Origin of the sequence: Roseateles sp. YR242 (genome assembly GCF_900109745.1) — a bacterium.
Classification (GTDB): domain Bacteria; phylum Pseudomonadota; class Gammaproteobacteria; order Burkholderiales; family Burkholderiaceae_C; genus Roseateles.
Genome location: NZ_FOAV01000006.1, coordinates 74,408 through 95,978, shown reverse-complemented (window position 1 = coordinate 95,978; position 21,571 = coordinate 74,408). Strand labels below are relative to the sequence as shown.

Sequence of the window (21,571 nt, the reverse complement as noted above, 5' to 3'; positions counted from 1 at the left end):
CGCGAGGCGTCGTGCAGAGGTTCCCTTGGTGCCTGGGCATGCAGCCTGCCTCGATGCCTCCATCATCCGCTTCAAGCCGAGGGTGGCAATGGCACTGTGTTGGGTCTCCGATGTCGAACCGGGTCTGCGCCGGTTGCGCACCGCCAAGGGCTTTCGCTACGTGAATGCCCAAGGGCGCCCGGTGCGGGATGCGGCCGTGATCCGGCGCATCCGTTCATTGGCCATTCCGCCGGCCTATGAGGATGTGTGGATCTGCGCCCGCGAGGATGGCCACCTGCAGGCCACCGGCCGCGATGCACGCGGGCGCAAGCAATACCGCTATCACCCGGACTGGATGCAATCGCGCGGCGAGAACAAATTCGGCTCGCTGGGGGACTTCGCCCAGCGCCTGCCGCGTCTGCGCCGCCAGGTGCAGCGCCGTCTGCGCGCTGGGGGGCTCGACCGGGAGCGGGTGGTGGCCGCCCTGGTACGGTTGCTGGACCGGACCTGGATGCGGATAGGCCACCGCGAATACGCGCGCCAGAATGGTTCCTATGGCCTCAGCACGCTGTTGTGCCGCCATGTCAAGGTGAGCGGTGACGCCCTGTTGCTGAGCTTCGTGGGCAAGAGCGGCGTGCGCCAGCAACTGGCCGTGCGCGACGAACGCGTGGCGGCTCTGGTGCGACGCTGCCGTGACCTGCCGGGCCAGGAGCTGTTCTGTTATGAGGACGCGCTGGGCGAGCCGCATCGCATCGATGCATCCGACGTCAATGAGTGGCTGGGCCGCATGGGTGGCTCGGAGTGCAGTGCCAAGGTCTTCCGCACCTGGCATGCGAGTGTGCTGGCGCTGGACCTGTTGGTGGCGCATGCCGCAGCCGGGCATGCGCCCGGGGTTGCGCTCAAGGAAACCTTGCAGCAGGTCTCGGCGCGGCTGGGCAACACGGTGGCGGTCTGCCGAAAATCCTATGTCCATCCCGAGGTGCTCGCGCTGGCGCAGGGCGAATGTTTCAGCACGCTGCCCACGCAGCGTTGGATCCGCCAACCACCCGCTGCACCCGGGCTGAGCGTGGCGGAACGACGCCTGGTGGGGATGCTGCGCGCCCTGGGCCGGGCCCAAGCTCAGGCCCAGGACCAGGCGCGGCGGATGTCTCCTCAGTCCGCCGTGGCCACGGGGCCGGCGAGCAGGCTCAAGCCAGTGTCGGCACCACCGACGCAAGCGCGTGAGTCAGGCCGTCAGGCCAGTGCGAACCGGCGGTCTTCACCGTCGCGGCAGGCGTTGGCGCCAGGGCAGGGCGCACGCCGTCCGCCGGCATCGCCGCCAGCAGGTGCTCGGCCAGCGTCGCCCACGAGTTGAACACCCCTGCTGGCTCGCGCAACGGCGAACGGCGCCATTCGGTTTCGCCGCCGCTGTCGAACAGCAGGCCCTGCGCGCCAGCGCGATGGCCGGCTTCCACATCGTCCAGCGTGTCGCCCACCATCCACGAGCGGGCCAGGTCCAGGTGATGCGCGCGGGCGGCGCGAATCAGCATGCCGGGGGCAGGCTTGCGGCACAGGCAGGCGGGCCGGCCACGGGCGTCGGGCGCATGCGGGCACACGGCAACGTCGTCGATCACGACACCGAATTCGTCCTGCAAGCGGCGCACCAGCACCTCCTGCAGGCGTGCAAGCTGGGCACGCGTAAAGAAGCCTCGTGCCAGACCGCTCTGGTTGGTGACGATCACCAGGGCCAGCCCGGCGTGACGCAGGCGGGCCAACGCCTCGCCGGCGCCCGGCATGAAGCGCAGCTTCGCGGGGTCGATGTTGTAGGGCACGTTCTCGATCAAGGTGCCGTCCTTGTCGATGAACAGGCAGGGGCGCAGCGGACGGGCCGGTGCACCGGTGAAGGCATCGGTGGGAAGGAAGGTGCTCAAGGCCAGTCGCTTTCAAGAGTGGGCTGGTCGGTCAGGCTGGGGCTGGTATGGCCCTCGGGCTGTTGAAGCACGTAGCGAACGGCTTGAGCCACGTGGAGGGGATCCTGAGGTCGGGCATCGGCAAAGCCCGGGAAGCCACCGGGCGTCAAGGCGGACTTGGCGCCGCCCGACACGGGTGCATTCACGCGCACGTGGGACAGACCCAGGAGGCTCCACCTGGTGGTGGGAACCATCGTGGGCTCGGTGGCGGCGATGTTGAAGATGTGGCCGCCGCCGCGCTTGCGCATGTGCGCGCTGGCGGCCCTGGACAGCGCCAGGGTGCCTGACAGTTGAGTGTCGAGCACGCCGCCGTCCATGCCGGTTCCGGACGGAGACCCCGAGACTTCCGGCGCAGTGTTGATGACCAGGGCGTCCAGGCGACCGAAGCGCTGCACCACGAGGTCCACGGCCTCCGCACACTGGCCCGAGTGGCCCAGGTCCAGGGCCAGCGGCATGACCTGGATGTCGCGCTCACTCAGTACCGCAGCGCTGTCCTGGGCCCGCTGGAAGTCCCTGTCGGCCAGCACCACACGCATGCCGCTTTCACCCAGCACCTGCGCGATGGCTGCACCCAGGCCACGGCTGCAGCCGGTGATCAGGGCCACCTGCTCGCGCAGCGAGGGCAGTTCGGCGTCGGCGGTTGATACTGCGGCAAGGAAGAGGGCCCCCGCGCCGGGCGGGGAGGGCATGGCAGGGACAGAGGTCACGTCGATCATGGTCCGGAAATCCTGTGCAGCTGGAGCTGCAAAAAGCATGTGTGAGATGGCAGGCGGCGTGCCGCCTGATTTGCCGTTCCGGATCGGCGGGGAGAACGCAGGCGCGACCCGATGCGTGTCAGTGGCGTGTGGGGGTGCAGGCTGCCGCCGCTTACCGCGCCTGCGGCCGATAGGCGGCCGTGGCGGCGAGTGAACGCGACGGTCTGGCCGTTGACACCGACATCCCAGGGGCCGCAAGGCGGCCCGGCGACGGGAGGGACGCGTCGCCGGAACGCCCCTGCGAAGGGTCTCCCACGCCGCCGTCCTCCCACCCGCCAGCCGGGCCATGGACACCCCGGGGCGGCGGCAACAGCTCCGACAGGCGGGCCAGCGTGCGCCGCACATCCAGCGGCTTGGCCCACATCTCCTGGAAACCCGCGCCAACCGCATCAAAGTCGGAATCAGCCGTGACGGCAATGGCTGGTACCCCGGCCCAACCGCGGCGCATGCGTAGCAGTTTCAGCAATTCGGAACCGTGGCAATCCGGCAGATTCAGGTCAACGAGCAGGAGCGACGGATGAAGCCGCGCACTGATGCGCCAGGCGGGCATGCCAGCCTCCGCGACATGCAGGCGCAGATCCCGGCGTTGCTCAAACATCGCTTCCATGACGATGACGTTGAGCGGGCTGTCCTCCACGTACAGCACTGAGGTGAGACCGTCGTTCATCGGTTCGCTCCTTCCCTTGCGAAAGATGGTGGTCAGTGAATCCGGGGACAACGGCAATTGCCGTGCCCGAGGTTTCCATGGGCCCGTTCCCAACTTGCGCGCTCGCTGGGCCTCGTCCTGGAGAGCGGGACGAGGCCGAGGTGCTGCGATATCTGTGTGGCGACATCGCCATGGTGGCTCAAGTTGGCCGAGACCTCAAGGCGTTCTACCGCGGGTGGCCAGTTTTTGTTGGAGCGTCGGCATGCCGCTTGCCGTTTATCGCCATCCGACATCCCAACCCTAGGAAACCGACATGACCACGACCCCCATCAACGAGAAGAGCGACAAGACTGTTCCCTTCACCACCTCGGAAGACGCGGCCAAGGCCTCGGTGCCCAACAGCAACGGGGTCAACAGCACCGCAGGTGTTGAACTGGTGAACCGGGTGGCGCAAAGCGCGCATGCCGCCATCGACAAGCTGGCCAACCAGGCCACGCCGGCGGTGCAGCATTTGCAGAAAAGCCTGGAGGGCACCGGGGAAATCCTCCATCACCGTGCCGACCAGCTGCGCAATACCGGCAACGAGCTGTGCGAAAGCGCCCGCTCCGGCGTGCGTGAGCATCCGCTGGTCGCCATTGGTACCGCCTTTGCGCTGGGCCTGCTGATCGCGCGCCTGGCGCGCTGAGGCCGGTCACCCCATGAGCGATCCCCGTCGCGACACCGGTACTTCGCCTCTGCCCGACGGGCCGCCGCCGTCCGCTTCTGCAAGAACGGGCGGTGACCCCGGTTTCCCGCCGCCGCCCGAACCACCTGCCGGACCGCCTTCTTTCCCTCCGGGCGGTCCATCCCTTCCCGGTAGTGGCGGCGGGTCCCCCGCGCCCGAGCCGGGATGGCTGGGCGACATCCAGGGGCTGATCCGCTCGGCGCGCGGCATGTTCCAGAGCCGACTGTTGTTGCTGGTGCTGGAACTGGAGCGTGCCCGGCATGGCGTGGTCAGCCTGTTGGTGCTGCTGGTGGTGGCCGCCATTGCCGGTGCCACGGCTTGGTGGGCCTTGTGGGCCGGCCTGATTGCGTTGGCCGTCCATCTGGGCCTGGCGCTGCCGTGGGCCTGCGCAGGCGTGCTGGTCATCAATTTGCTGGTGCTGGGCTGGGTTGTGGCGGCGATGAAGTCGTTGACGCCGCTGGTTTCCCTGCCGGCTTCCCGTCGCCAGTTCCACTGGCTCTTCAACGATCCCCGAGACCAAGAGGAAGCTCCCACCGATGGCCGCACCGCCACCCCCAGTGCCTGAAACGCTTGAGGAATTGAACGCCCGCATCGACCTGGTCGAACTGCGAGTCGTCCGCCGGGACATGGAGTTCCGCCAACATGCGTTGTCGCTGAAGAGCCGAGGGCGCACGGTGCTCACGCTCAGCCATTGGCTGCGGCCGGTGCTGGGCATGGGTTCGGGTTGGCTGTTCTGGCGTCTGTTTCGCAAGCGCCCGCACCATCGCCACGCCAGTCGTGGCGAGGACAGGCCTTCAGGGCGCGCGGGGCGCGGAGCGCGGCCTCCACGCGGGGCCGGCTTGTTCAGCGGCCTACTCGCTACCTTGCTCGGTGAGGTCGCGGGCGCCCATGCGTCGCAAGAGCCCGGTGGGCACGGGGCTCACGGCCCAGCGGACCCGTCGGGTCACCCAGCCCACTCCGGCCATCCGGGCCATGGCGGTCCGCACGGGCCTGCAGCCAAGCCTGAACTGGCATTGCTGCAAATGCTGACGATGGCCTGGGGTTTCATGCCGGTACGCATCCGCGGCAGCCTGGGGCCACAGAGCACGCAATTGCTGCTGGGCGTCGTGGCCGGCCTGATGCATGGCATGCAGCGCAAAAAAGCCGCGCGCAAGGAGCAGCGGCCCGAGGCTGATCAGCACGCGCAGGCGGCCGAAGCGCAGGCCCAGGCGCGTCAGGCAGGTGCCAGCGTACGCGGCGGCTCGGCAGCCGCTCCGGCCGCCCCCAAAGCCGTGCCGCCCGTCTCGCCAACGTCGTCCTGAGGCGCCCCACCGAGGCGCTCCACAGAGGCGCTCCACAGAGCGTCCCACGGAGCGCCTCACCTAGCCTCACAATGCGGCCCTACTGAGGCGTTCCACGGGCGTTCTGACGCGAGTTCTCAGGTGCTGCTCGCCGAGTTGCGTGCCTGGTCGCGCAACAGCCGGATCTGGTCGTGGTTGCGCAGCACGCCCGCGAGTTGGCGTTGCACCACGTCCAGCGTGCCGCTCGGCAATTCCTTCTGAGCCGCCTTGCGATAGCGCGCCACGGCCGCGTCCTCGCCACGTTCACATTCTTCCAGCATGGCGACGTCGCTGTAGCCGGTGAGGGTGCTCTTCACGGCGACCCAGCCGCGATGCAGGGCGCCTGCGGTGCTGCCGTCATCTTCGGGTTTGCCACCGTGCTGCCGCACGAGTTGCTGCAACTCCGCGCTGGCCTGGCGGCAATCCGCTGCGCGCTGCGCAAAGACCTCACGCAGGCTGGCGCTGCGCACGTGCTCGGCACAGCTCAGGAAACCGTATTCGCCGTCCTTGCTGGTCTCGATGAGGGTGTTGAGTTCGTCGATGACATCCTGGTTGTCCATGGCATCTCCTTTCGTGAGTGCTTGAGATGCTCCATGGGCAGCAAGGTGTATTCCCGCGCTGGCGGCAGGGGCGCAATCGTCAGCTCGTGGTCATGGGCCGTCCCATGGCCTTGGCCAGCGCGTCCAGCAATTGGGCGGGCGAGGCCGGCTTGCGCAGCACCGGAAAGATGGACTCGGCGGTCAGGGCCGTGCTGTAGCCGCTGATGAGCACCACCGGCAGCCCGGGCCGGCGGCGGCGCAGCTCACGCGCCAGCGCCTGGCCGTCCATGCCGCCGGGCATCACCACGTCCGACAGCACCACATCGAAGGCTGCGCCACTGCCGAACTGCTTGAGGGCTTCTTCCGCATTGGCGGCCGTCACCACCTGGCAGGAGAAGCTGCGCAACAGGCTGGCGGTCACGCGGTTCAATTCTTCGTTGTCCTCCACCAGCAGCACGCTGGCGCCGGCCAGGGTGCCGGGGTCCGTGATCAGTTCCGGGCGCACCGAGGGGGTGGAGCCACTGGCTGGCAGCAGCAGGGTGACCGTGGTGCCATGGCCCGGCTGGCTGGCAATACGCGCCATGCCACCGGCCTGCACACAGAAGCCCAGCACCTGGCTGAGGCCCAGACCTGTGCCTTTGCCCACTTCCTTGGTGGTGAAGAACGGCTCAAAGACGCGGGCCTGCACATCCTCGGGAATGCCGGCGCCCTTGTCGGTGAAGGTGATCACCACGTAGTCGCCAGGCCCTACGTCCTGGCGCTCGTAAGGCTCGGCATTGCGCGCCTCCAGAACGATCTCGCCCATGCCGTTGGTGGCGTCTCGGGCGTTCAGGGCGATGTTGATCAGCGCCAGTTCCAGCTCCGCAGCGTCCAGCTGCACGGTTCGGGTATCTGGCGCAACCGTGAGGGTGAGCTGCATGCGTTTGCCCAGCACGGTGGCGAGCAGCTCCTTCATCTCGCCCAGGGCCACACCCATGTCGAGCACCTGCGGCCGCACGGGCTGGCGGCCGGAGACCCGCAGCAGATGCTGCGTCAGCCGGCTGCCCACTTCCACCGACCGCATGATCGCGCCCACCGGCATGGCGAGCGAGTCCGCATGCGGGCTGCGCTGGATGAGATGGGCGCTGTTGCTGATGACGCCCAGCAGGTTGTTGAAATCATGCGCCACCCCGCCGGTCAGCCGCCCCAGTGCGGCCGTGCGCTGGGTCCGGGAGCTGCGCTGTTCGGCCTCGCGGGTACGCACGATGGCCTCATTGACGCGCCGCTCCAGCTCGCCGCGGCCCTGCCGGATGGCGGCGCTGGCGTCTTCCAGCGCCAATGCCACCTCGTCGCATTCGGCCATGCCGGTGGCGCCGGCCTGCACGGGTTCGCCGGCGCGCAGCTTGTTGGCGATGGTGGTCAGTTCGTGGATGGGCCCGGAGATGCGGCGGCTGATCCACAAGGCGCCGCCCAGGCCGGCCAGGATCAGCAGCAGGGAACCAAAGACGATGGGCTGCAGCGCCTTGGCCCGGCCCCCCAGCAGCGACTTGCGCGGCACCGCCGTGAGGAAGGTCCAGCCCTGCGGGGAGGTGCTGAAGTAGCCGATGACGTTCTGGCCATCCAGCGTGGTGGATTCGAAGACCGATGCGTCATGCTCGGCCATCTTGAGCCGCAGATCATCGGTGGAGCGGCGGCCTGCGTAGGCGGTGCCCCCGGGGTGCCGGGCCACGACCGTGCCCTGGGCGTCCATGATGGTGGCGGTCCAGTCGTCGGGCATGTCCTGGGTGTCGATGATCTGCTGCAGCTCCTGCGGCAGCAGCGTGACCGACAGGTTCATCAGCACCCGGCCATTGCGTTCCACCGGCTGGACCAGCGCGGCACGCAGTTGGCCATCCACCGGGTCGGGCTCCAGCCCGCCGATGACGGGTTTGTCCACCAGCGCGCGGCTCGGGTCGGTGGCACGGGTGGTGAGCGTGGCGGGCCCCGCCTCGCCAGCGTTGGTCGCGGCACCCGGTGCGCCGGCCGCCCCCGGCGTCGCCAGCGTACCCAGCGCAGGGGGCACTGCCGGTGAAACGGGCGCGCCCGTCGCGGCTGCATCCGGTGCTGAGCCCGCCAGCGTGGCGTTCCTGGCATTGCCGGACAGCGAAGAGGGGGTGGCTCCTGGCAGCAGGCCCACGCCGGCGGCCAACGAGGGCGGCGCCATCGTCGGCCCGAGCGACCCGGGCCGCGTGGTGAAGAGCACCCGGTCCGGTGTGGACAGTTCGACCCAGCCGGCCATGCCTTGCATGGCTCGGCGCGACTGCAGCGCCAGCGTGGCGAGGTCTTCGGGCGGCACCTGCGGGGCCGTGTCCAGGATCTGAGAGAGCGACAGGATGCGGGCGATACCGGCGCGCCGGGAGAGTTCCTTGTCCACCACCATGGACAGGGCGCGCGTGTTGTCTCGCAAGTGCCGCACGAGCGCGTCCTGCTCCTCGACCCAGGTCTGCCAACTGACCCACAGGGCGGCAACAACGCCGGGCACCATCACCGACAGGACAAGCAGCAACAGACGGGTTCTGATGGACAGGGGCATGGGCAGTGAAGCGCTCCGTACACGCCAGCGGGGCCAGGCGCCTTGGTCAGGCCTGGGCGGCGAATGATGAAGGGTGCTGTTCAATTCGGGGAGGACGGTTGGCAGTCTAAGGGGCGGACCGGGGTTCATGAATGTCCGTGCGGATCTCGGTGTGCACTTCTCGCGTCGCCGGTTCAAGGCGGCTCGGGTCGGCAGGACGTTCCTGTACCTCGGTATGGATGGTGGTGTCGATAGTGGCCACGACCGGCCCGGGCTGAAGCAGCGAGGCCAGGCTCGGGCAGGGCCTGTCGCTGCCCTGCAGGTAGACCGAGATCGGCCGCATCAGCCGGTTGCGCTGGCTGATGGACTTCAGGCAGATGAGCAGGGGCACTGCGAGCACGGCGCCGGCCATGCCCCAGAGCCAGCCCCAGAACATCACCGACAGCAGCACGGACAGCGGGTTCATCGACAGCCGCTTGCCCACCACCATCGGGGTGACGGCGTTAGCCTCCACCGCGTGGATGGCCAGGTAGGCCAGCATGGGCGCACAGAGCGCAAGAACGCTGCCGTCGCCGAGTGACGAGGCCAGCGAGGCTGCAAGGATGAGCCCGGCCATGATCAACGGGCCGAGATAGGGAATGAAGTTCATCAATGCCGCGAGCGCGCCCCACAGGCCCGGGTTGGGCAGCTCCAGCGTCCACATCACCACGCCCACCACCATGCCCACACCAGCGTTGATCAATCCCACCGACACCACATATCGCGAGATGTCGCGCTGCGCGGCGCGCAGCCCCCCCAGCACCAATGCCCGCAATCGGGGTCGCGCGGGCAGCAGCTCAATACAGCGTGACAGCACCCAGTGTTCCGAGGCCAGCAGGAAATAGAGCAGCACCGTGGTGGCGGCGGCGGACACAACGAAGCGCACCCCCTGACCCACGACCTGGGCCGTCAGCGCCAGGCTTTCGCTGGTCAGCCGCTCCCGCAACGGATCGGGCGTGGCCGGTGCGGCGGCTCGGCTGCCAGTGCGGCGCTCGGCCGGAGGCCCGAAACCCGGGATGGTGGCCCGCCAGCGGTCCACGCGATTGAGCGCCTGGGAGACCGCCTGCGGCGCGCGCTCCCACCACTGCGCGGCGGGCTCCGCCAGCAGCGCCAGGGCCAGCACCGAGCAACCCACCAGCGTGGTCACCAGCATGGCCGCGCTGATGCCTTCCGGCAGGCCGTGGTGCCGCATGGTGCGCACGGCGGGGGCCATCACAAAGGTGAGGATGAGTGCTACCAGCACGGGCAGCACGATGCTGCTTGCTTCCCGCAGCAGGAACAGCAAGGCAATCAGCAAAAGGCCTCGGGAGGCCCAGCGGCGCACCGTGGTTGGCCGTGGCAGGACAAAGGCACGCAAGGAAGGGGTGCTCCAGGCAAACAAGGGAAGTCAGTCAGCCTTTTGGGGGCTTCGGCAGCCTTGAAAGCAAGCGGCGCGCCAATGTCCATGGAAGCGCGCTCAAGGGCTCACAAAACGTGAACGGATTCGCTGTTCCGCTTTCTTTTATTGAGCCGGCTGCGGGGATTGGTGGAGAGGGCCAGCCAGCGAGGGAGTGCAGCGTGACGCTGGCACGACTTGCCACCCAAAAGAGGGGGCGTTCAAGCTGAAAAAGGAGGGGAATTACGGCGCGGGTACATCACGCGTCGGTAAAAGCTGCCGCAAAGGATGCCCGCAGCCGCGCGATTCGCGCGTTGTTCAGCAGGTCTTGGCCTTGCGGAGCGCGGAATGGATCGTCGCTCGGCCCACTTCGTAGAAATATCGGCAGGCCGCGTGCCTGACTGAACAACCACGCAATAGCCTGTATTTGCGGGGGTTTTAGTCGCTTTGTAGTGAGGTCGCCACCTGCCTCGCGGCCCGGCAGACCCATGAATTTCGTCCTGCTCCCCAGCGGCGGCATGGGTCTTGCGTTGGATGAGTCTCTAGCCGGTCCATCGCAGTTGCGGACCGGTGCATTACACACCTCACAGGAGTAGCCACAGTGGGAGCTTTGGAACTACGGCACGAGCATAGGCAGTCGCAGACGCTGTCCCCCCGCCTGCAACATGCCGTCAGGTTGCTGCAGATGTCCTCGCTGGACTTTTCGACCATGGTCACGGACATGTTGGGGCGCAACCCCTTCCTGGAAGTGACGGAGGGCTCGGAAGACGGAGCCCCGATGGACGGCGACATGCCGATGGCCGAGACGCCGGCCATGGCCGACATGCCGGACACCATGCCCGACGATCGCGAGATCTGGCGCGCCGAGAGCGGCGGTTCGCTGCGCCGCGCCGAAGACGGCGAAATGAGCGCGCTGGAAATGACCGCGGCCCAGACCTGCCTGCGCGAACATCTGCGCGGTCAGTTGAATGTGCTGCGCCTGTCCAATCGAGATCTGCTGCTGGCGTCCATCGTGGCCGAGTCCGTGGATGACGACGGTTATTTGCGCATCTCGCTGGAAGAACTGGCGGCGGTGTCCCAGCTCAATCCACCGCCGGAACCCGGTGAAATGCAGATCGCGCTCAAGCGCGTGCAGGCCTTGGACCCGTTGGGCGTGGGTGCACGCAGCGTGGGGGAATGCCTGCTGCTGCAGCTCTCCAAGATCGAATGCGCACGCAGCCGCGTGCTGGCCGAGCGCATCATCACCCAGCATTTGAACCTGCTGGCTTCGCGCGACGTGCCGGCCTTGGCGCAATTGCTGGACATCACCGTGGCAGAGGCCGAGGCCGTGTGCCTCAAGCTGCGCCGCTTTGATCCCCGGCCGGGCTGGCGCTACGAAACCACCCAGGCGCCCTACATCGTGCCGGACGTGCTGACCACCAAGGTGCGGGGCCAGTGGCGAGTGCAATTGAACCCGGCCGTGATCCCGAAGGTGCGCATGAACCAGGTGTATGCGGAGCTGTTCCAGCGCCACCGCAACCAAGGGCATTCCGAGCTGGCCAACCATCTGCAGGAAGCACGCTGGACGATGCGCAACATCGAGCAGCGCTTCTCCACCATTCTGGATGTGGCCGACGCAATCGTGCGCCGCCAGCGCCACTTCCTGGAGTTCGGCGCGATGGCGATGAAGCCGCTCGGCCTCAAGGAGATTGCCGATGAGGTCGGGATCCATGAGTCCACCGTTTCACGTGTGACCAACAACAAGTACCTGGCCACGCCCACCGGCGTGTACGAGCTGAAGTACTTCTTCTCGCGTGCCATCGTCAGCAGCAATGGCAGCGCCTGTTCAGGCACTGCCATTCGCGGGCTGATCAAGGACATCATCGAAGCCGAGAAGCCGGACAGCCCGTTGTCCGACGCCGAGATCACCCGGCAGCTGTCCCGTCAGGGACTGGTGGTGGCACGGCGGACGGTGACGAAGTACCGCCAGATGCTGCGCATCGAGGCGGTGGATCGGCGGCGTCAGCACAGCTGATCCACCAGGGGCAGCCAATCAGGGCTGCCCCTTCTTCTTGTCATGACCCGCCACCGACCCGCTCGGGGCGGGTGCCCCCTTGGGGTCGTCCACCATATCGTTGCGCCGTTGGGCATCCAGCCCAGGTGTCGCCCGCATGTCGGTGTCGACCTGACCTTGCTGCAGGTCGCGATGCGCCTGCTGCAGCACTTCACGCTGTTGTTCGCCGGCGGCGCCGGTTCCCATCGCGCCGGTGGAATCACGCCCTACCGACTGGTCGCGTTCATGCGGCAATTGCAGATCACCATCGTCGGGAGATGCGGTGCCTGCGCCGGCATTTTCTGACGATCCCTTGGCACTAGGGCCCTTGGCACCTGCGCCCTTGGCGTCACCTGCGCCCGTCGCTGTGCCCGGGGCGACGGGCGGCTTGTCCAGCAGGTGATCGGGGCTCTGGCGGGCGCCAGGCGCGGAGCCCGGTTCAGCGCGTTCAGGCGCCTCTGGTGTGGTTGAGCGGGCCATTGCGATCTCCATCAGGGTTGTGTTGCTCCGCATGGGCAATCTGTTGGCCCAGGCCGCACCTGGCAGATCGACGCAGGGTTCAGCGCCAGGCCTGATCCAGCCGTCCACCTGACGCCCGGCAGGGTTGTCGATTGAGTAGGAGATAACGCAAGGCCCGGGCGTCGCGGTGGTCCTAGCATGCCGTGCTGTACATGGAAAAGGCCTGCGATGTTCAATGCTGCCGCACACACCTGCGCTGCACTTGCCTGCACCACACCTTCAAGTGACGCGACGCCCACACCCCATCAAGACGACTCGTCCGCTGCTCTGCGCCCCGTGGAAGACCGGCATTCGTCAGGACAGGTGAGTTGGGCCGAGCGCTACCAGGAAGCGTTGGATGATCGGATGGACTCCCAGTTCAGCGCCATCATCAACCGTGTGAACCGGCTGCTCGATCGAATGGATCACCACCGCGACAGAAAGGTGTCGGCCCATGGTAAGAGCCGTAGCAAGGTGATCACCGATCGCCTGAGGGAGATGATTGAGTGGCCCCGGCCGGCCAACGCAGGCAGGTGGTCCAAGGCAATGAAAGAGCTGACACAGTTGGCGGACAACATCGAGTGGCTGGCGGGACGCGCCTGCAGCACTGAATCCGAGTCAATTCGTTTCCGTGTGCTGGAAGGGAGGGCGGCCGAGGCGCTGCCTGAGTTGTTGGATCCAGCCAGGCCGGAACGCATTCGTCAGCTTGACATCCAACCATGGGCTGAGATCGAGGCTGCCCGGTGTCGTGGTGAGAACCCCTTTCTGCTGCTGAGGCCGCGCTTCAGCTGCTGGGGTGAGGCTGCCGTTGAACCTGACTTGCCCATGGAGGATCTGCCGCTGACGCTGCAGCCCATCTCTGATCAGCGCTGGATGGGAGCGCTCATCAGGGCGCGCACGGGTGAAGCGAGCAGCCCACTGCCCTTGAGCCTGCAAGGTGAGGCGTCGACCAGGGCGGAGGATGTCGATGCCGTTTTTCAACTGCTACTTCAGCTTCCCGCCAAAGCCCAGGTCCAACTGGGGAACGCCAGGGTGGGAATCGTTCCCCTGCGCGCCGGCTCCGAGACCGCGAAACGACTGTTTGGCGACCTTCCCCTGCATCAGCAGGTTCGCTACTTCCCTGCGAAACGCATGCTCATGGTCACGACGCAGCCGCGTGGCGAGACCTGCGTCGTGCCCTCTGCGAATCCGGAGGGAAGCCCCAGCATCGTCCCCTTCACGTCACTTCAGCGGCAAGCCGAGCGCGGGCGGCGTCCGGCGCCTTTCTGGTTGGAGATCGGCCATGTACTGGCGCCGGAGCTGGCTCCAGGACTCTCTCCTGAGCGACGGCGAGCTGCCGCGAAAAGGGCCGAAGAGGCCGAGAAGGCTGAGCTGGTGCTCGGGGAGTCCTGTGAGCTCTACGTCGACAAGTGTGTTGCGCAATGCAAGTTCGACCACGACGCACTAAACGACTTCCTGAGAGCGCTGGTTCAGGACGCTGCGGCCGACCCCTTTCACATGGACCTGGGACATTCCGAGATGGAGGCGCGGGCCATTGCGTGTGGCCTTTATCTTTCCGGTCAATACTTGACGCCTTCGTTGCAGGGCTTCATGGGGAGGCAGTTGGGGCAGCACGCTGCGCGTCGTCATGCCCATCAGCGTCCGTACGCTGGCTCTGGCCCTTACCGGGCGTCCCCGCTTTATCAGCCGCGCCAGGCAGGTCTGCCTCCGTTGACGTGGCAGTTGCCAGGCCAGTTGCGAGGCCAGTTGCCAGGGCAGTTGCCAAGCGAAACCCCAGGCCGGCCCGGCGAGAGCTGATTGCCTCACTGCCGCCTGACCTGTTCCAGCCAGCGGTCCACATGGCTGCGGTACACCGGCTCGTTCAAGTCGGGCCACTGCTTGCGGTCAAAAGCCTGCTGGGCGTCCAGGTCGTTGCGGGTCAGGGTCAGTACGAGATCGGCCTTCTTGTCGTCAGGCACCCGGATGGCTTTCAGCGGCAAGGCCAGCAGCTTGTCGTTCAGGCTCCAGGCCCGATCAAACGACACCACCACGTAACGCACCCGCGCACTGCGCAGGGACACCACCACGTCCTCGATCTCACCAGCGTCCTTGGCGTTCTGGTCGTCCACATCCCGCCCCAGCAGGTCACCCACGCGCACCAACCGCGAATTCGGGTGGGGGGCCACCTGGCCGGCCGCGCCGAAATAGCGCTCGATCTCCATGGCGTAATCCGGCTGGGCCCAGTCCGGCCAGCGACTCTTTTCGAATCCCGGCGCCGAACGCAGCTTCTCCTTGTTGATGTCCAGCACCAGGTGCTCCTGGGTGCCGTTGTATTGGAAGGCGGTGAGGGGGAAGGCGAACAGCTTGTCGCCCACGCCCATGGCGCCACCGAAGGACAGGATGGCGTAGTGGATGACCTCGTTGTTGACATCCAGGATCAGGTCACGAATTTCGCCCAGTTTCTGGTTCTGAGGGTTGCGGACCTCCTTGCCGATCAGCTTGCTGGCGCGAATGTCGCGGGTCACCGAGGCGTCGGGGTGGCCGGCCGTCGGTGAGCCGGGCACTGGCGGTGCGGTCTGCGCCACGGCCAGGCCTGCGGCGCTGCCCAGCATCACCGTCAGCAGCGCGGCACCCCAGGTCGAACGAGTCCGAATGAAGGTGCCGTCGGATGAAATATGCGCCATGGGGTCTCCAGTTGTCGTGATACGTACACACGGCAACGCTGATGCCAGCTGTGCGCGATGCGGCCACCTGGCACATCGCTTGCCATCGTTTTCAGATGAATGCATCCGCTTGGGAAGCGCGCCTGAAGGCGCTGGACATTGAGTTGTGGGGGCAGTGGCTGATAGGCGCCGTGATCATCGTGGTCGCCGCCTTGCTGCTGCATCGCCTATTGAGGCCGCTGGCGCTGCGTCTGGCCCGGTTTTCGGTGGTGGCCACCGCCGTGGTGCGCCACGGGGATCGGCCGGCCAGGTGGGCGTTGCCCATGATCGGCCTGCTCATTGCGACACAGGGGGTGCCGGAGGGCACGACCGGCCTCAACGGTCTGCAGCACTGGCTGGGCGTGCTGACCATCCTGGTCATTGCCTGGCTGGGTATGGCGGCCATCGCGGGTGTTGCCGAGGCCATCTCGGAACTGCATCCGTCCAATGTCGCGGACAACCTCCACGCCCGCCGCATCCAGACGCAGACCAAGGTGTTGGCGCGTATCGCCAGTGGTGCGGTGATGCTGGCGGCGCTGGCCTTTGTGTTGATGACCTTCCCGCGGGCGCGGCAGTTGGGTGCCAGCCTGCTGGCCTCCGCTGGCATCGCCGGCCTGGTCATGGGCCTGGCGGCGCGCTCGGTCTTCAGCAACCTGCTGGCCGGCCTGCAGATCGCCATGGCCCAGCCGATCCGGCTGGACGATGTGCTGATCGTGGAAGGCGAGTGGGGCCGGGTGGAAGAAATCACCAGTACCTATGTGGTGCTGAAGATCTGGGATGAGCGCCGGTTGATCATTCCTCTGCAATGGTTCATTGAGCATCCGTTCCAGAACTGGACGCGCAGCAGCGCCGACATCCTGGGTACGGTGATGCTGTGGGTCGACTACACGCTGCCGGTGGCCCAATTGCGGGAGAAAGCGCAAACCATGTGCCGCAGTTCGACTCACTGGGATGGCCGCGTCTGCGTGGTGCAGGTAACTGATGCCACCGATCGTGCCATCCAGCTGCGCATCCTGGTGAGTGCGCGGGATTCTGGCCAGAACTTTGACCTGCGTTGTGAACTGAGGGAGGGGCTGATCGCCTACATCCAGAAGGAATTCCCGCAATCCCTTCCTCGCCTGCGGGCGCTGGTGGAGAGCGAACCGGCACCGACCGCGCCGTCCGTCAAGCCCTCCCTGCCGCCTTCCCCCGCGCCCTGAGCAGGGAGGGCGCTGGCTGGCGAACGGAAATTCCTGTCTCCCATACTGAGGACGCTGTGAATGCGAGCTGCGTTGGCGGCGCGCCTTTTGACGGCACCACGGAGGAGACACCATGCCCAACCGGCTGACGAATATCTTAGGCAACTTCATTCCGGCGTTGCGGGCCCATGATGCCGGACATGCCCACGACGCAGCACCGGCTGGCTCGAGTTCCATCCAGGGGCGAGGCGTCGGCAGCCATACTGCCGATAATGCCAGCGAGCTATTGGGCAAGCCCCTCGTCTTCCAGCAGCGCATGGGCCAGGCGCTCGACGACATGCAGGAGTGGCCGGCGGCACAGGGGGAGAAGATGCAGTCCCTGCACAAAGAGGTTGTGCTCTTGCTCGCGGCCACTACGCGTGGCCACCGGATCGAATTGGGCGATGTTCGCGGGCTTGAGCGATGGTTGCAGAACCTGGAGGGTGCCAGGCGGGCATGGCAGAACATGCCCTGCACGAGGCTGCGCGAGGTCGATCACCTGGCGTCGATCCGCACCAACGATCCCGTGGGTGACCTGGCACTGATGGAGCAGTTGGCCCTGGCTCGTCATGAAGAAGCGGCTGCCCGGAACGCCTTCGGCTGCGGCGACTGGGGCAAGGCGGAACTCGCGGACGGCAGAGCCCAGCTGCATTGCGACGTGGGCAAGCGCGTGGACCAATGTATGCGTGCCGGCACCCGCGATGAGAAATCCCGTCTGGTCAAGTTGTTGGACACCTGCCGAAAGACCGGTAATTTTCAAAGCGCACTGACGTTCCGCCTGGCGGCCGAAGGTGCGCAGCCTGCAGCTTCGGGCTTGTTGCGTAGTCTGTCTGACGCCGATTCCCTGCTGTCGGACAGCGAGATCGAAGCAAGCTGTCAACGCGCCAGCAAGATGGAGGGCCGGGCTTTTTTCGATGAGCTCTTCAGATTGCGCAAGCTGATTCATGCCTGGCCGAAAGAAGGGGTGCTCGCCCTGCGTACCCGCCAAAGCCTGGCGGTGCTGTCCGATCAGCGGCTCAAGGACACAGAACGGGTGGGGTCCGAGCTTTTGTATTTGTTGTCTCAGACTCGCGAACTGATCCAGGGCGCCGCGAGAATGCTCAGCGCCGTCGATGCCTTTAGCGGCAAGTTGGCCCGCTTGCGGGAAATTTTAGGGAGTGCCCCGCATGAGCTCAACCAGGCGCTGGCGGGTCGGGAGACCCATCTGCGGCGCATGCAACAACAATGTGTCTATGCGTTGACGAACGGCCACCTGGGTGAGGCCGAATCAATGCTCAAGGCGGCTGACGCACTAGGCGACAGGATTCTGGCGCTGCTTGAAAAAACGGCCTCGGGTGCCTGGCAGGATGCGTCCTTTCAAATCGATCAGCGAAATAGCCTGAGCCAGACCGCGCAGCGGTGGCAGGAGCGGCCGCTTTCCGTGCAGCAGCAGCAACTCCTGGCACGGTTCGATCTCTGGCAGGAGCATTTTGACCATGCGGTCGATGAACGGGAGGCGTGCGAAATCTTGTATGAAATGGAAGAGCTGATTCAGCAGGTGCGTGAGATGTTCTCTGCCTCGAGAACACCCGTTGCGGCGGCCTTGGCCCCTGCCTGAGTCAGGCCTCGCGACTCAGGCCACCGGATCCAGCGCGCGCGTCATCTGTCGAAGTACTTCCGCCATTTCCGCCTGCTCCAGCAGGAAGAAGCGTGCGTGGCTGTCATCCAGCCGCGGTCCCACCCGGGCGGTGACCCAGTCGTGGCCGGCCCGTTCAAAAACGGGCTCGTCATTGGTGTCGTCGCCCGCATAGAAGCCGCTGGCGCAACCGTACTGCGCCATCAGGCGTTGCATGGCGTCGCCCTTGTCGGGGGCGCCGTCCACCAGCACATTGACCACACGCTTGCCATGTTCCGTGACCACCTGAGGTGGCAACTGCGCCACCAGCTCGTCGATCACCTCACGGGCGACCACGGGGTCCGGCGAGAGCCGGTAGTGAATGGCGATGGAGGCGGACTTGTCCTCGATGGAGACGCCTGCAGCCCCCAACTGGTGGCGGCGTTCGGCCACCCGCGCCCGGAAGGGCGCCAGGGCCTGCACCAACGCCGGGTCCGGCCCCTGCACTTCGTCCTCCGCGCCGTGGTTGCCCACGATGTGGGTGGGCTTGAAGCCCAGCCGATGGCGCACATCCTCCACCTGCCGGCCGGTGAGAATGACCACCGGCAGGCGCTGGGCGAGTTCGGCCAGCAGGGGCACCATGTCCGGGGGGACCCGTGCTTCGTCTGGATGCATGACGATGGGCGCCAGTGTCCCGTCGAAGTCGAAGGCCAGCAGCGGCTTGTCCTGGACCAGCCGGCTCAGGGCCAGGCGGCCCTCGGTGCCGAGCAGATGCTTTTGTGATTTCATGGCGTTGTCGCCTCCGATCCTTCGCGTGAGCGGCGCTGCACGCGGCGCGTGATGCGCTCGCGCAGACGCCATTGGCCCGCATCGGCCAGCATGCGGCCGGCCCAGCGGTACACGTTGAACTCACGCACTGTCATGCGCAGGCTGGCCATGCGTTCGCGCTGTTCCTGCGGCGGCATGGTGGCAGCGCGGTGCAGCGCATCGGTGGTTTCCTCCACGTGGTAGGGGTTGATGACCAAGGCCTCGGGCAGCTCACGGGCTGCACCTGCGAACCTGCTCAGGATGAGTACCCCTTGCTCATCGTCGCGTGCGGCGATGAACTCCTTGCAGACCAGGTTCATGCCGTCATGCAGGCTGGTCACCACGCACATGTCGGCGGCGCGGTAGAGCTCCATCAACGCGGCATGGTCATGGTGCTCGGCCAGCAGCAGCACCGGCTTGTAGCTGCCCTGGCCGTACTGCAGGTTGATGCGGTCGGTCACCCGATGGATGCGGTCCTGGAATTCGCGGTATTCATCCAGGGCGCTGCGGGTGGGCGCGGCCACCTGCACCAGCACGAAGCGGCCTTGCCACTGGGGGTATTTCTCCAGCAGGCGCTCCACCGCATGCAGCCGCTCCAGGATGCCCTTGGTGTAGTCAAAGCGGTCCACCCCCACCGCCAGGCAGGTGCCCTCGGCCAGGCCCAGCCGCTCGAAGACGGCTCGACGCGCTTCGGTCGGCGCCGGCCAGGCGACGCGCTCTTCGTCAGTCGGCCAGGCAATGGAGATCGGATAACTCTGCACCAGCGTCGGTTCTCCCTGATAACTGATGGTCGAGTGCTCGTGTTCGATCCGCGCCTCCAGGTAGCGGTCCACCGTCTCGGTGAAGTTCTTGCAGTGGAAACGTGTGTGGAACCCCAGGATGGTGCTGCCCAGCATGCCCTGCAGCAACTCGCGGCGCCAGGGGCAGATGCCGAAGGACTCCGGGTTGGGCCATGGGATGTGCCAGAAAGTGATGATGGTGGCGTTGGGCAGCTTCTCGCGCACCATGGCGGGCAGCAGGGCGAAGTGATAGTCCTGCACCAGCACGACCGGGTCGTCGCTGCGCGCCTCGGCCACCACCGCATCGGCAAAGCGCTGGTTCACCGCGCGGTACTGGGCCCAGTCGGACTCTCGGAACACCGGGCGAACGTGGGCCACGTGGCACAGCGGCCACAAACCCTCGTTGGCAAAGCCCTGGTAGTAGCCTTCCTCTTCCTCCTTGGTGAGCCAGATGCGGCGCAGCACGTAGTCCTTGGTGTCTGGCGGCACGGCCACGCGGTCATGCTCATCGACGGTCTCCTGGTCGGCATTGCCGCTGCCGTGGGCGATCCAGGTGCCGGAGCAGGCACGCATCACCGGCTCCACCGCCGTCACCAGGCCGCTGGCGGGGCGGCTGACGTGGATGCCGTCCGCGCCGCGCAGATGGATGTAGGGCTCCCGGTTGGAGACCACGATCACCTGGTCACCGCGCAGCTGGGTGCGCAGCAAGCCACGCAGCCGCTCCGGGTCCCAGGGGGTGAGCGGGCCATGTTCGCGGTAGAGGTTGTCCTCCAGTTCACGCAGGTGCTGGCGGATCTCCACCTCCAGCGGTTGCAGTTCGGGCGGGGCGCTGTCTGTGCCGCCGCCGCCCGTCTGCAGCAGCGGACGCACCAGCCCCTCGCCACGCATGATCGCGCGCATGCCCGACACCCAGCCCCGCCAGCTGAGCTGGGCCACCACCATGGTGATGCCGGCCACCGCCAGCCCCAGCAAAGTGATGAAGATGATCATGTAGCGCCGCGTATCGATGCTGCGGCGGTCCGGCAGGCTGAGGTCATGCAGCAGCACCAGGCGGTCTGAATCGGCCTGCTGCGTGTTGACCGGGAAGTCACCGATGTGCACGGCACCACTGGCCAGCTCCAGCCGGGGGTCCTGCTGGCGAGCGATGGTGCGGGCTTCCTGGCAGGTCAGCGAGGTCGGGAAGCCCTTGGTGCTGAGGATCTGCTCGTTGGTGGCACTGCATAGGGCAATGCCCACCAGCCGTTCGTCCAGTACACCACGCTCCAGCAGGCCGCGCAGGCGGTCCAGCTTGGCATTGGGCTCGATGTCGGAAATGGCCAGAGACAAGGTCTTGGCCACCATGGAGCCGCGGGCGCTCAGGTCGCGTGAGAACCAGCGCAGCGTCATTCGGTCCAGCAGCGGCAGGGCCAGCAGGGCGGCGACCGTCAGCGTGACCAGCAGCGGAACCAGAAAACGGATCTGCAGGTGGATGGATTTCATTCTTCGACGCTCCCGGGCCGTCGTCGCGGGAACCAGGGTCGGTGAGGGTTCCTCCCGAGGTTCTCGTCGCCTGAGGCTGATGTTGAATTTGTTGTCGACGCTGTTGTGGAAGACTTACGAAGCGCGAGCAGCCCGCCCACCGCCAGACCGGTGGCAAAGCCGCCGTAGAGCAGCCACTTGCTGGACGCCTCGGCAGCCCGGTCTGCCCCAGGCGTGAAACGACGGGGCCGCACCACCTCGTCAATGCCGGCCGCCACGGCGGTCAGCAGCAGCGCGTCGGTGCAGGCATCCACCCGCCCGGGGCGACGACGCAGACCACGCAAGCGGTCATACAACGCGCCCCACAGCACCGTGGTGGCGACGTGAAAGGCCAGAGTGCTGACCCGTGAGGCCAACGGCGGACGACCCACGCGGTATTCCGCAGCACCGGCCAGTGGACCCACCCGATGAGCATGGTCCGTGCGGCTGCCCCGTAGTAACGCCAATCCCGATAGCAGGCTGGCTAAAACACCTTCAGCGCCTGCGCGGCGCAGTGCTGGTAGCAGCAATCCCTTCAATGGCGACTCCTGACAGAGAGAAATATCGCTCGCATCAGGCAATCACCGTGCCGAGTTGTTCGCGGAGTGGCC

General features: G+C 66.5%; 18 protein-coding genes and 1 pseudogene. 8 read left to right on the top strand and 11 right to left on the bottom strand.

Annotation, left to right across the window (positions count from 1 at the left end; translation table 11 throughout):
• Positions 1 to 88: 88 nt before the first annotated feature.
• Positions 89 to 898, top strand: a pseudogene (locus BMY53_RS26420) (DNA topoisomerase IB); the annotation flags it as partial.
• A 268-nt stretch (positions 899 to 1,166) separates the two neighbouring features.
• On the opposite strand, the gene BMY53_RS26415 reads toward BMY53_RS26420, so the two are convergent.
• From BMY53_RS26415 to BMY53_RS13405, 3 genes are all read right to left on the bottom strand, one after another.
• The gene (locus BMY53_RS26415; RefSeq protein WP_255370185.1) at positions 1,167 to 1,889 is read right to left on the bottom strand and encodes a D-glycero-alpha-D-manno-heptose-1,7-bisphosphate 7-phosphatase; all 723 of its coding nucleotides are present in this window, start codon (positions 1,887 to 1,889) and stop codon (positions 1,167 to 1,169) included.
• Complete coding sequence (locus BMY53_RS25955; RefSeq protein ID WP_177200870.1) at positions 1,886 to 2,644, bottom strand: SDR family oxidoreductase; 759 nt, start codon at positions 2,642 to 2,644, stop codon at positions 1,886 to 1,888. Before BMY53_RS25955 ends, BMY53_RS26415 begins: the two co-directional genes overlap by 4 nt.
• A gap of 151 nt (positions 2,645 to 2,795) precedes the next feature.
• Entirely contained in the window at positions 2,796 to 3,350 is a 555-nt protein-coding gene (locus BMY53_RS13405; protein ID WP_092946984.1) for a response regulator, read from the bottom strand.
• A gap of 292 nt (positions 3,351 to 3,642) precedes the next feature.
• On the opposite strand from BMY53_RS13405, the gene BMY53_RS13400 reads away from it, so the two are divergent.
• From BMY53_RS13400 to BMY53_RS13390, 3 genes are all read left to right on the top strand, one after another.
• Positions 3,643 to 4,014, top strand: coding sequence for a hypothetical protein (locus tag BMY53_RS13400; protein WP_092946983.1), 372 nt, complete (start codon positions 3,643 to 3,645; stop codon positions 4,012 to 4,014).
• Between the two features lie 247 nt (positions 4,015 to 4,261).
• The gene (locus BMY53_RS13395; protein ID WP_092946982.1) at positions 4,262 to 4,618 is read left to right on the top strand and encodes a hypothetical protein; all 357 of its coding nucleotides are present in this window, start codon (positions 4,262 to 4,264) and stop codon (positions 4,616 to 4,618) included.
• A 13-nt stretch (positions 4,619 to 4,631) separates the two neighbouring features.
• On the top strand, positions 4,632 to 5,354 hold the full coding sequence (locus tag BMY53_RS13390) for a hypothetical protein (RefSeq protein ID WP_143074070.1): 723 nt from the start codon (positions 4,632 to 4,634) through the stop codon (positions 5,352 to 5,354).
• A 116-nt stretch (positions 5,355 to 5,470) separates the two neighbouring features.
• Here BMY53_RS13390 and BMY53_RS13385 read toward each other — a convergent pair whose 3' ends face one another.
• From BMY53_RS13385 to BMY53_RS13375, 3 genes are all read right to left on the bottom strand, one after another.
• Positions 5,471 to 5,932 (bottom strand): ferritin-like domain-containing protein, encoded by a 462-nt coding sequence (locus BMY53_RS13385; protein WP_092946980.1) that lies wholly within the window; start codon positions 5,930 to 5,932, stop codon positions 5,471 to 5,473.
• A gap of 79 nt (positions 5,933 to 6,011) precedes the next feature.
• Positions 6,012 to 8,462: an ATP-binding protein gene (locus tag BMY53_RS13380; protein ID WP_177200869.1), complete on the bottom strand. Its 2,451-nt coding sequence runs from the start codon at positions 8,460 to 8,462 to the stop codon at positions 6,012 to 6,014.
• A 106-nt stretch (positions 8,463 to 8,568) separates the two neighbouring features.
• Entirely contained in the window at positions 8,569 to 9,837 is a 1,269-nt protein-coding gene (locus BMY53_RS13375) for an AI-2E family transporter (protein WP_177200868.1), read from the bottom strand.
• Positions 9,838 to 10,456: 619 nt separating this feature from the next.
• Between BMY53_RS13375 and rpoN the strand changes: the two genes are divergently transcribed.
• Positions 10,457 to 11,869: an RNA polymerase factor sigma-54 gene (gene rpoN, locus BMY53_RS13370; RefSeq protein WP_092946977.1), complete on the top strand. Its 1,413-nt coding sequence runs from the start codon at positions 10,457 to 10,459 to the stop codon at positions 11,867 to 11,869.
• A gap of 18 nt (positions 11,870 to 11,887) precedes the next feature.
• Here the strand turns inward: rpoN and BMY53_RS13365 are convergent, their stop codons facing one another.
• On the bottom strand, positions 11,888 to 12,367 hold the full coding sequence (locus BMY53_RS13365; RefSeq protein ID WP_092946976.1) for a hypothetical protein: 480 nt from the start codon (positions 12,365 to 12,367) through the stop codon (positions 11,888 to 11,890).
• A gap of 207 nt (positions 12,368 to 12,574) precedes the next feature.
• Here BMY53_RS13365 and BMY53_RS13360 point away from each other — a divergent pair, with 207 nt between their 5' ends.
• A complete protein-coding gene (locus BMY53_RS13360; RefSeq protein ID WP_143074069.1) occupies positions 12,575 to 14,182 on the top strand; it encodes a hypothetical protein in 1,608 nt (535 codons plus the stop codon).
• Positions 14,183 to 14,187: 5 nt separating this feature from the next.
• Here BMY53_RS13360 and BMY53_RS25465 read toward each other — a convergent pair whose 3' ends face one another.
• The gene (locus BMY53_RS25465) at positions 14,188 to 15,048 is read right to left on the bottom strand and encodes a PRC-barrel domain-containing protein (RefSeq protein WP_177200867.1); all 861 of its coding nucleotides are present in this window, start codon (positions 15,046 to 15,048) and stop codon (positions 14,188 to 14,190) included.
• Between the two features lie 95 nt (positions 15,049 to 15,143).
• Between BMY53_RS25465 and BMY53_RS13350 the strand changes: the two genes are divergently transcribed.
• Positions 15,144 to 16,265, top strand: a complete 1,122-nt coding sequence (locus BMY53_RS13350; RefSeq protein WP_092947153.1) for a mechanosensitive ion channel family protein — start codon at positions 15,144 to 15,146, stop codon at positions 16,263 to 16,265.
• 112 nt (positions 16,266 to 16,377) lie between these two features.
• Positions 16,378 to 17,880 carry a hypothetical protein gene (locus BMY53_RS13345; protein WP_092946974.1) on the top strand — a complete coding sequence of 501 codons (1,503 nt, stop codon included), beginning with the start codon at positions 16,378 to 16,380 and terminating at the stop codon, positions 17,878 to 17,880.
• A 15-nt stretch (positions 17,881 to 17,895) separates the two neighbouring features.
• Here the strand turns inward: BMY53_RS13345 and otsB are convergent, their stop codons facing one another.
• The 3 genes from otsB to BMY53_RS25460 are packed head-to-tail and all read right to left on the bottom strand — an operon-like array spanning position 17,896 to position 21,385.
• A complete protein-coding gene (gene otsB / locus BMY53_RS13340) occupies positions 17,896 to 18,666 on the bottom strand; it encodes a trehalose-phosphatase (protein WP_177200866.1) in 771 nt (256 codons plus the stop codon).
• The gene (locus tag BMY53_RS13335; RefSeq protein ID WP_092946972.1) at positions 18,663 to 20,942 is read right to left on the bottom strand and encodes an alpha,alpha-trehalose-phosphate synthase (UDP-forming); all 2,280 of its coding nucleotides are present in this window, start codon (positions 20,940 to 20,942) and stop codon (positions 18,663 to 18,665) included. Before BMY53_RS13335 ends, otsB begins: the two co-directional genes overlap by 4 nt.
• Positions 20,939 to 21,385, bottom strand: coding sequence for a hypothetical protein (locus BMY53_RS25460; RefSeq protein WP_143074067.1), 447 nt, complete (start codon positions 21,383 to 21,385; stop codon positions 20,939 to 20,941). The genes BMY53_RS13335 and BMY53_RS25460 overlap by 4 nt, the downstream gene beginning before the upstream one ends.
• Between the last annotated feature and the right edge of the window lie 186 nt (positions 21,386 to 21,571).

Excerpts from the sequence above, each read along its gene's own strand:
- BMY53_RS25955 (WP_177200870.1), bottom strand. The coding sequence starts at position 2,644 with ATGATCGACGTGACCTCTGTCCCTGCCATGCCCTCCCCGCCCGGCGCG.
- BMY53_RS13405 (WP_092946984.1), bottom strand. The coding sequence starts at position 3,350 with ATGAACGACGGTCTCACCTCAGTGCTGTACGTGGAGGACAGCCCGCTC.
- BMY53_RS13400 (WP_092946983.1), top strand. The coding sequence starts at position 3,643 with ATGACCACGACCCCCATCAACGAGAAGAGCGACAAGACTGTTCCCTTC.
- BMY53_RS13395 (WP_092946982.1), top strand. The coding sequence starts at position 4,262 with ATGTTCCAGAGCCGACTGTTGTTGCTGGTGCTGGAACTGGAGCGTGCC.
- BMY53_RS13385 (WP_092946980.1), bottom strand. The coding sequence starts at position 5,932 with ATGGACAACCAGGATGTCATCGACGAACTCAACACCCTCATCGAGACC.
- BMY53_RS13380 (WP_177200869.1), bottom strand. The coding sequence starts at position 8,462 with ATGCCCCTGTCCATCAGAACCCGTCTGTTGCTGCTTGTCCTGTCGGTG.
- BMY53_RS13365 (WP_092946976.1), bottom strand. The coding sequence starts at position 12,367 with ATGGCCCGCTCAACCACACCAGAGGCGCCTGAACGCGCTGAACCGGGC.
- BMY53_RS13360 (WP_143074069.1), top strand. The coding sequence starts at position 12,575 with ATGTTCAATGCTGCCGCACACACCTGCGCTGCACTTGCCTGCACCACA.
- BMY53_RS25465 (WP_177200867.1), bottom strand. The coding sequence starts at position 15,048 with ATGGCGCATATTTCATCCGACGGCACCTTCATTCGGACTCGTTCGACC.
- BMY53_RS13350 (WP_092947153.1), top strand. The coding sequence starts at position 15,144 with ATGAATGCATCCGCTTGGGAAGCGCGCCTGAAGGCGCTGGACATTGAG.
- BMY53_RS13345 (WP_092946974.1), top strand. The coding sequence starts at position 16,378 with ATGCCCAACCGGCTGACGAATATCTTAGGCAACTTCATTCCGGCGTTG.
- otsB (WP_177200866.1), bottom strand. The coding sequence starts at position 18,666 with ATGAAATCACAAAAGCATCTGCTCGGCACCGAGGGCCGCCTGGCCCTG.
- BMY53_RS13335 (WP_092946972.1), bottom strand. The coding sequence starts at position 20,942 with ATGAAATCCATCCACCTGCAGATCCGTTTTCTGGTTCCGCTGCTGGTC.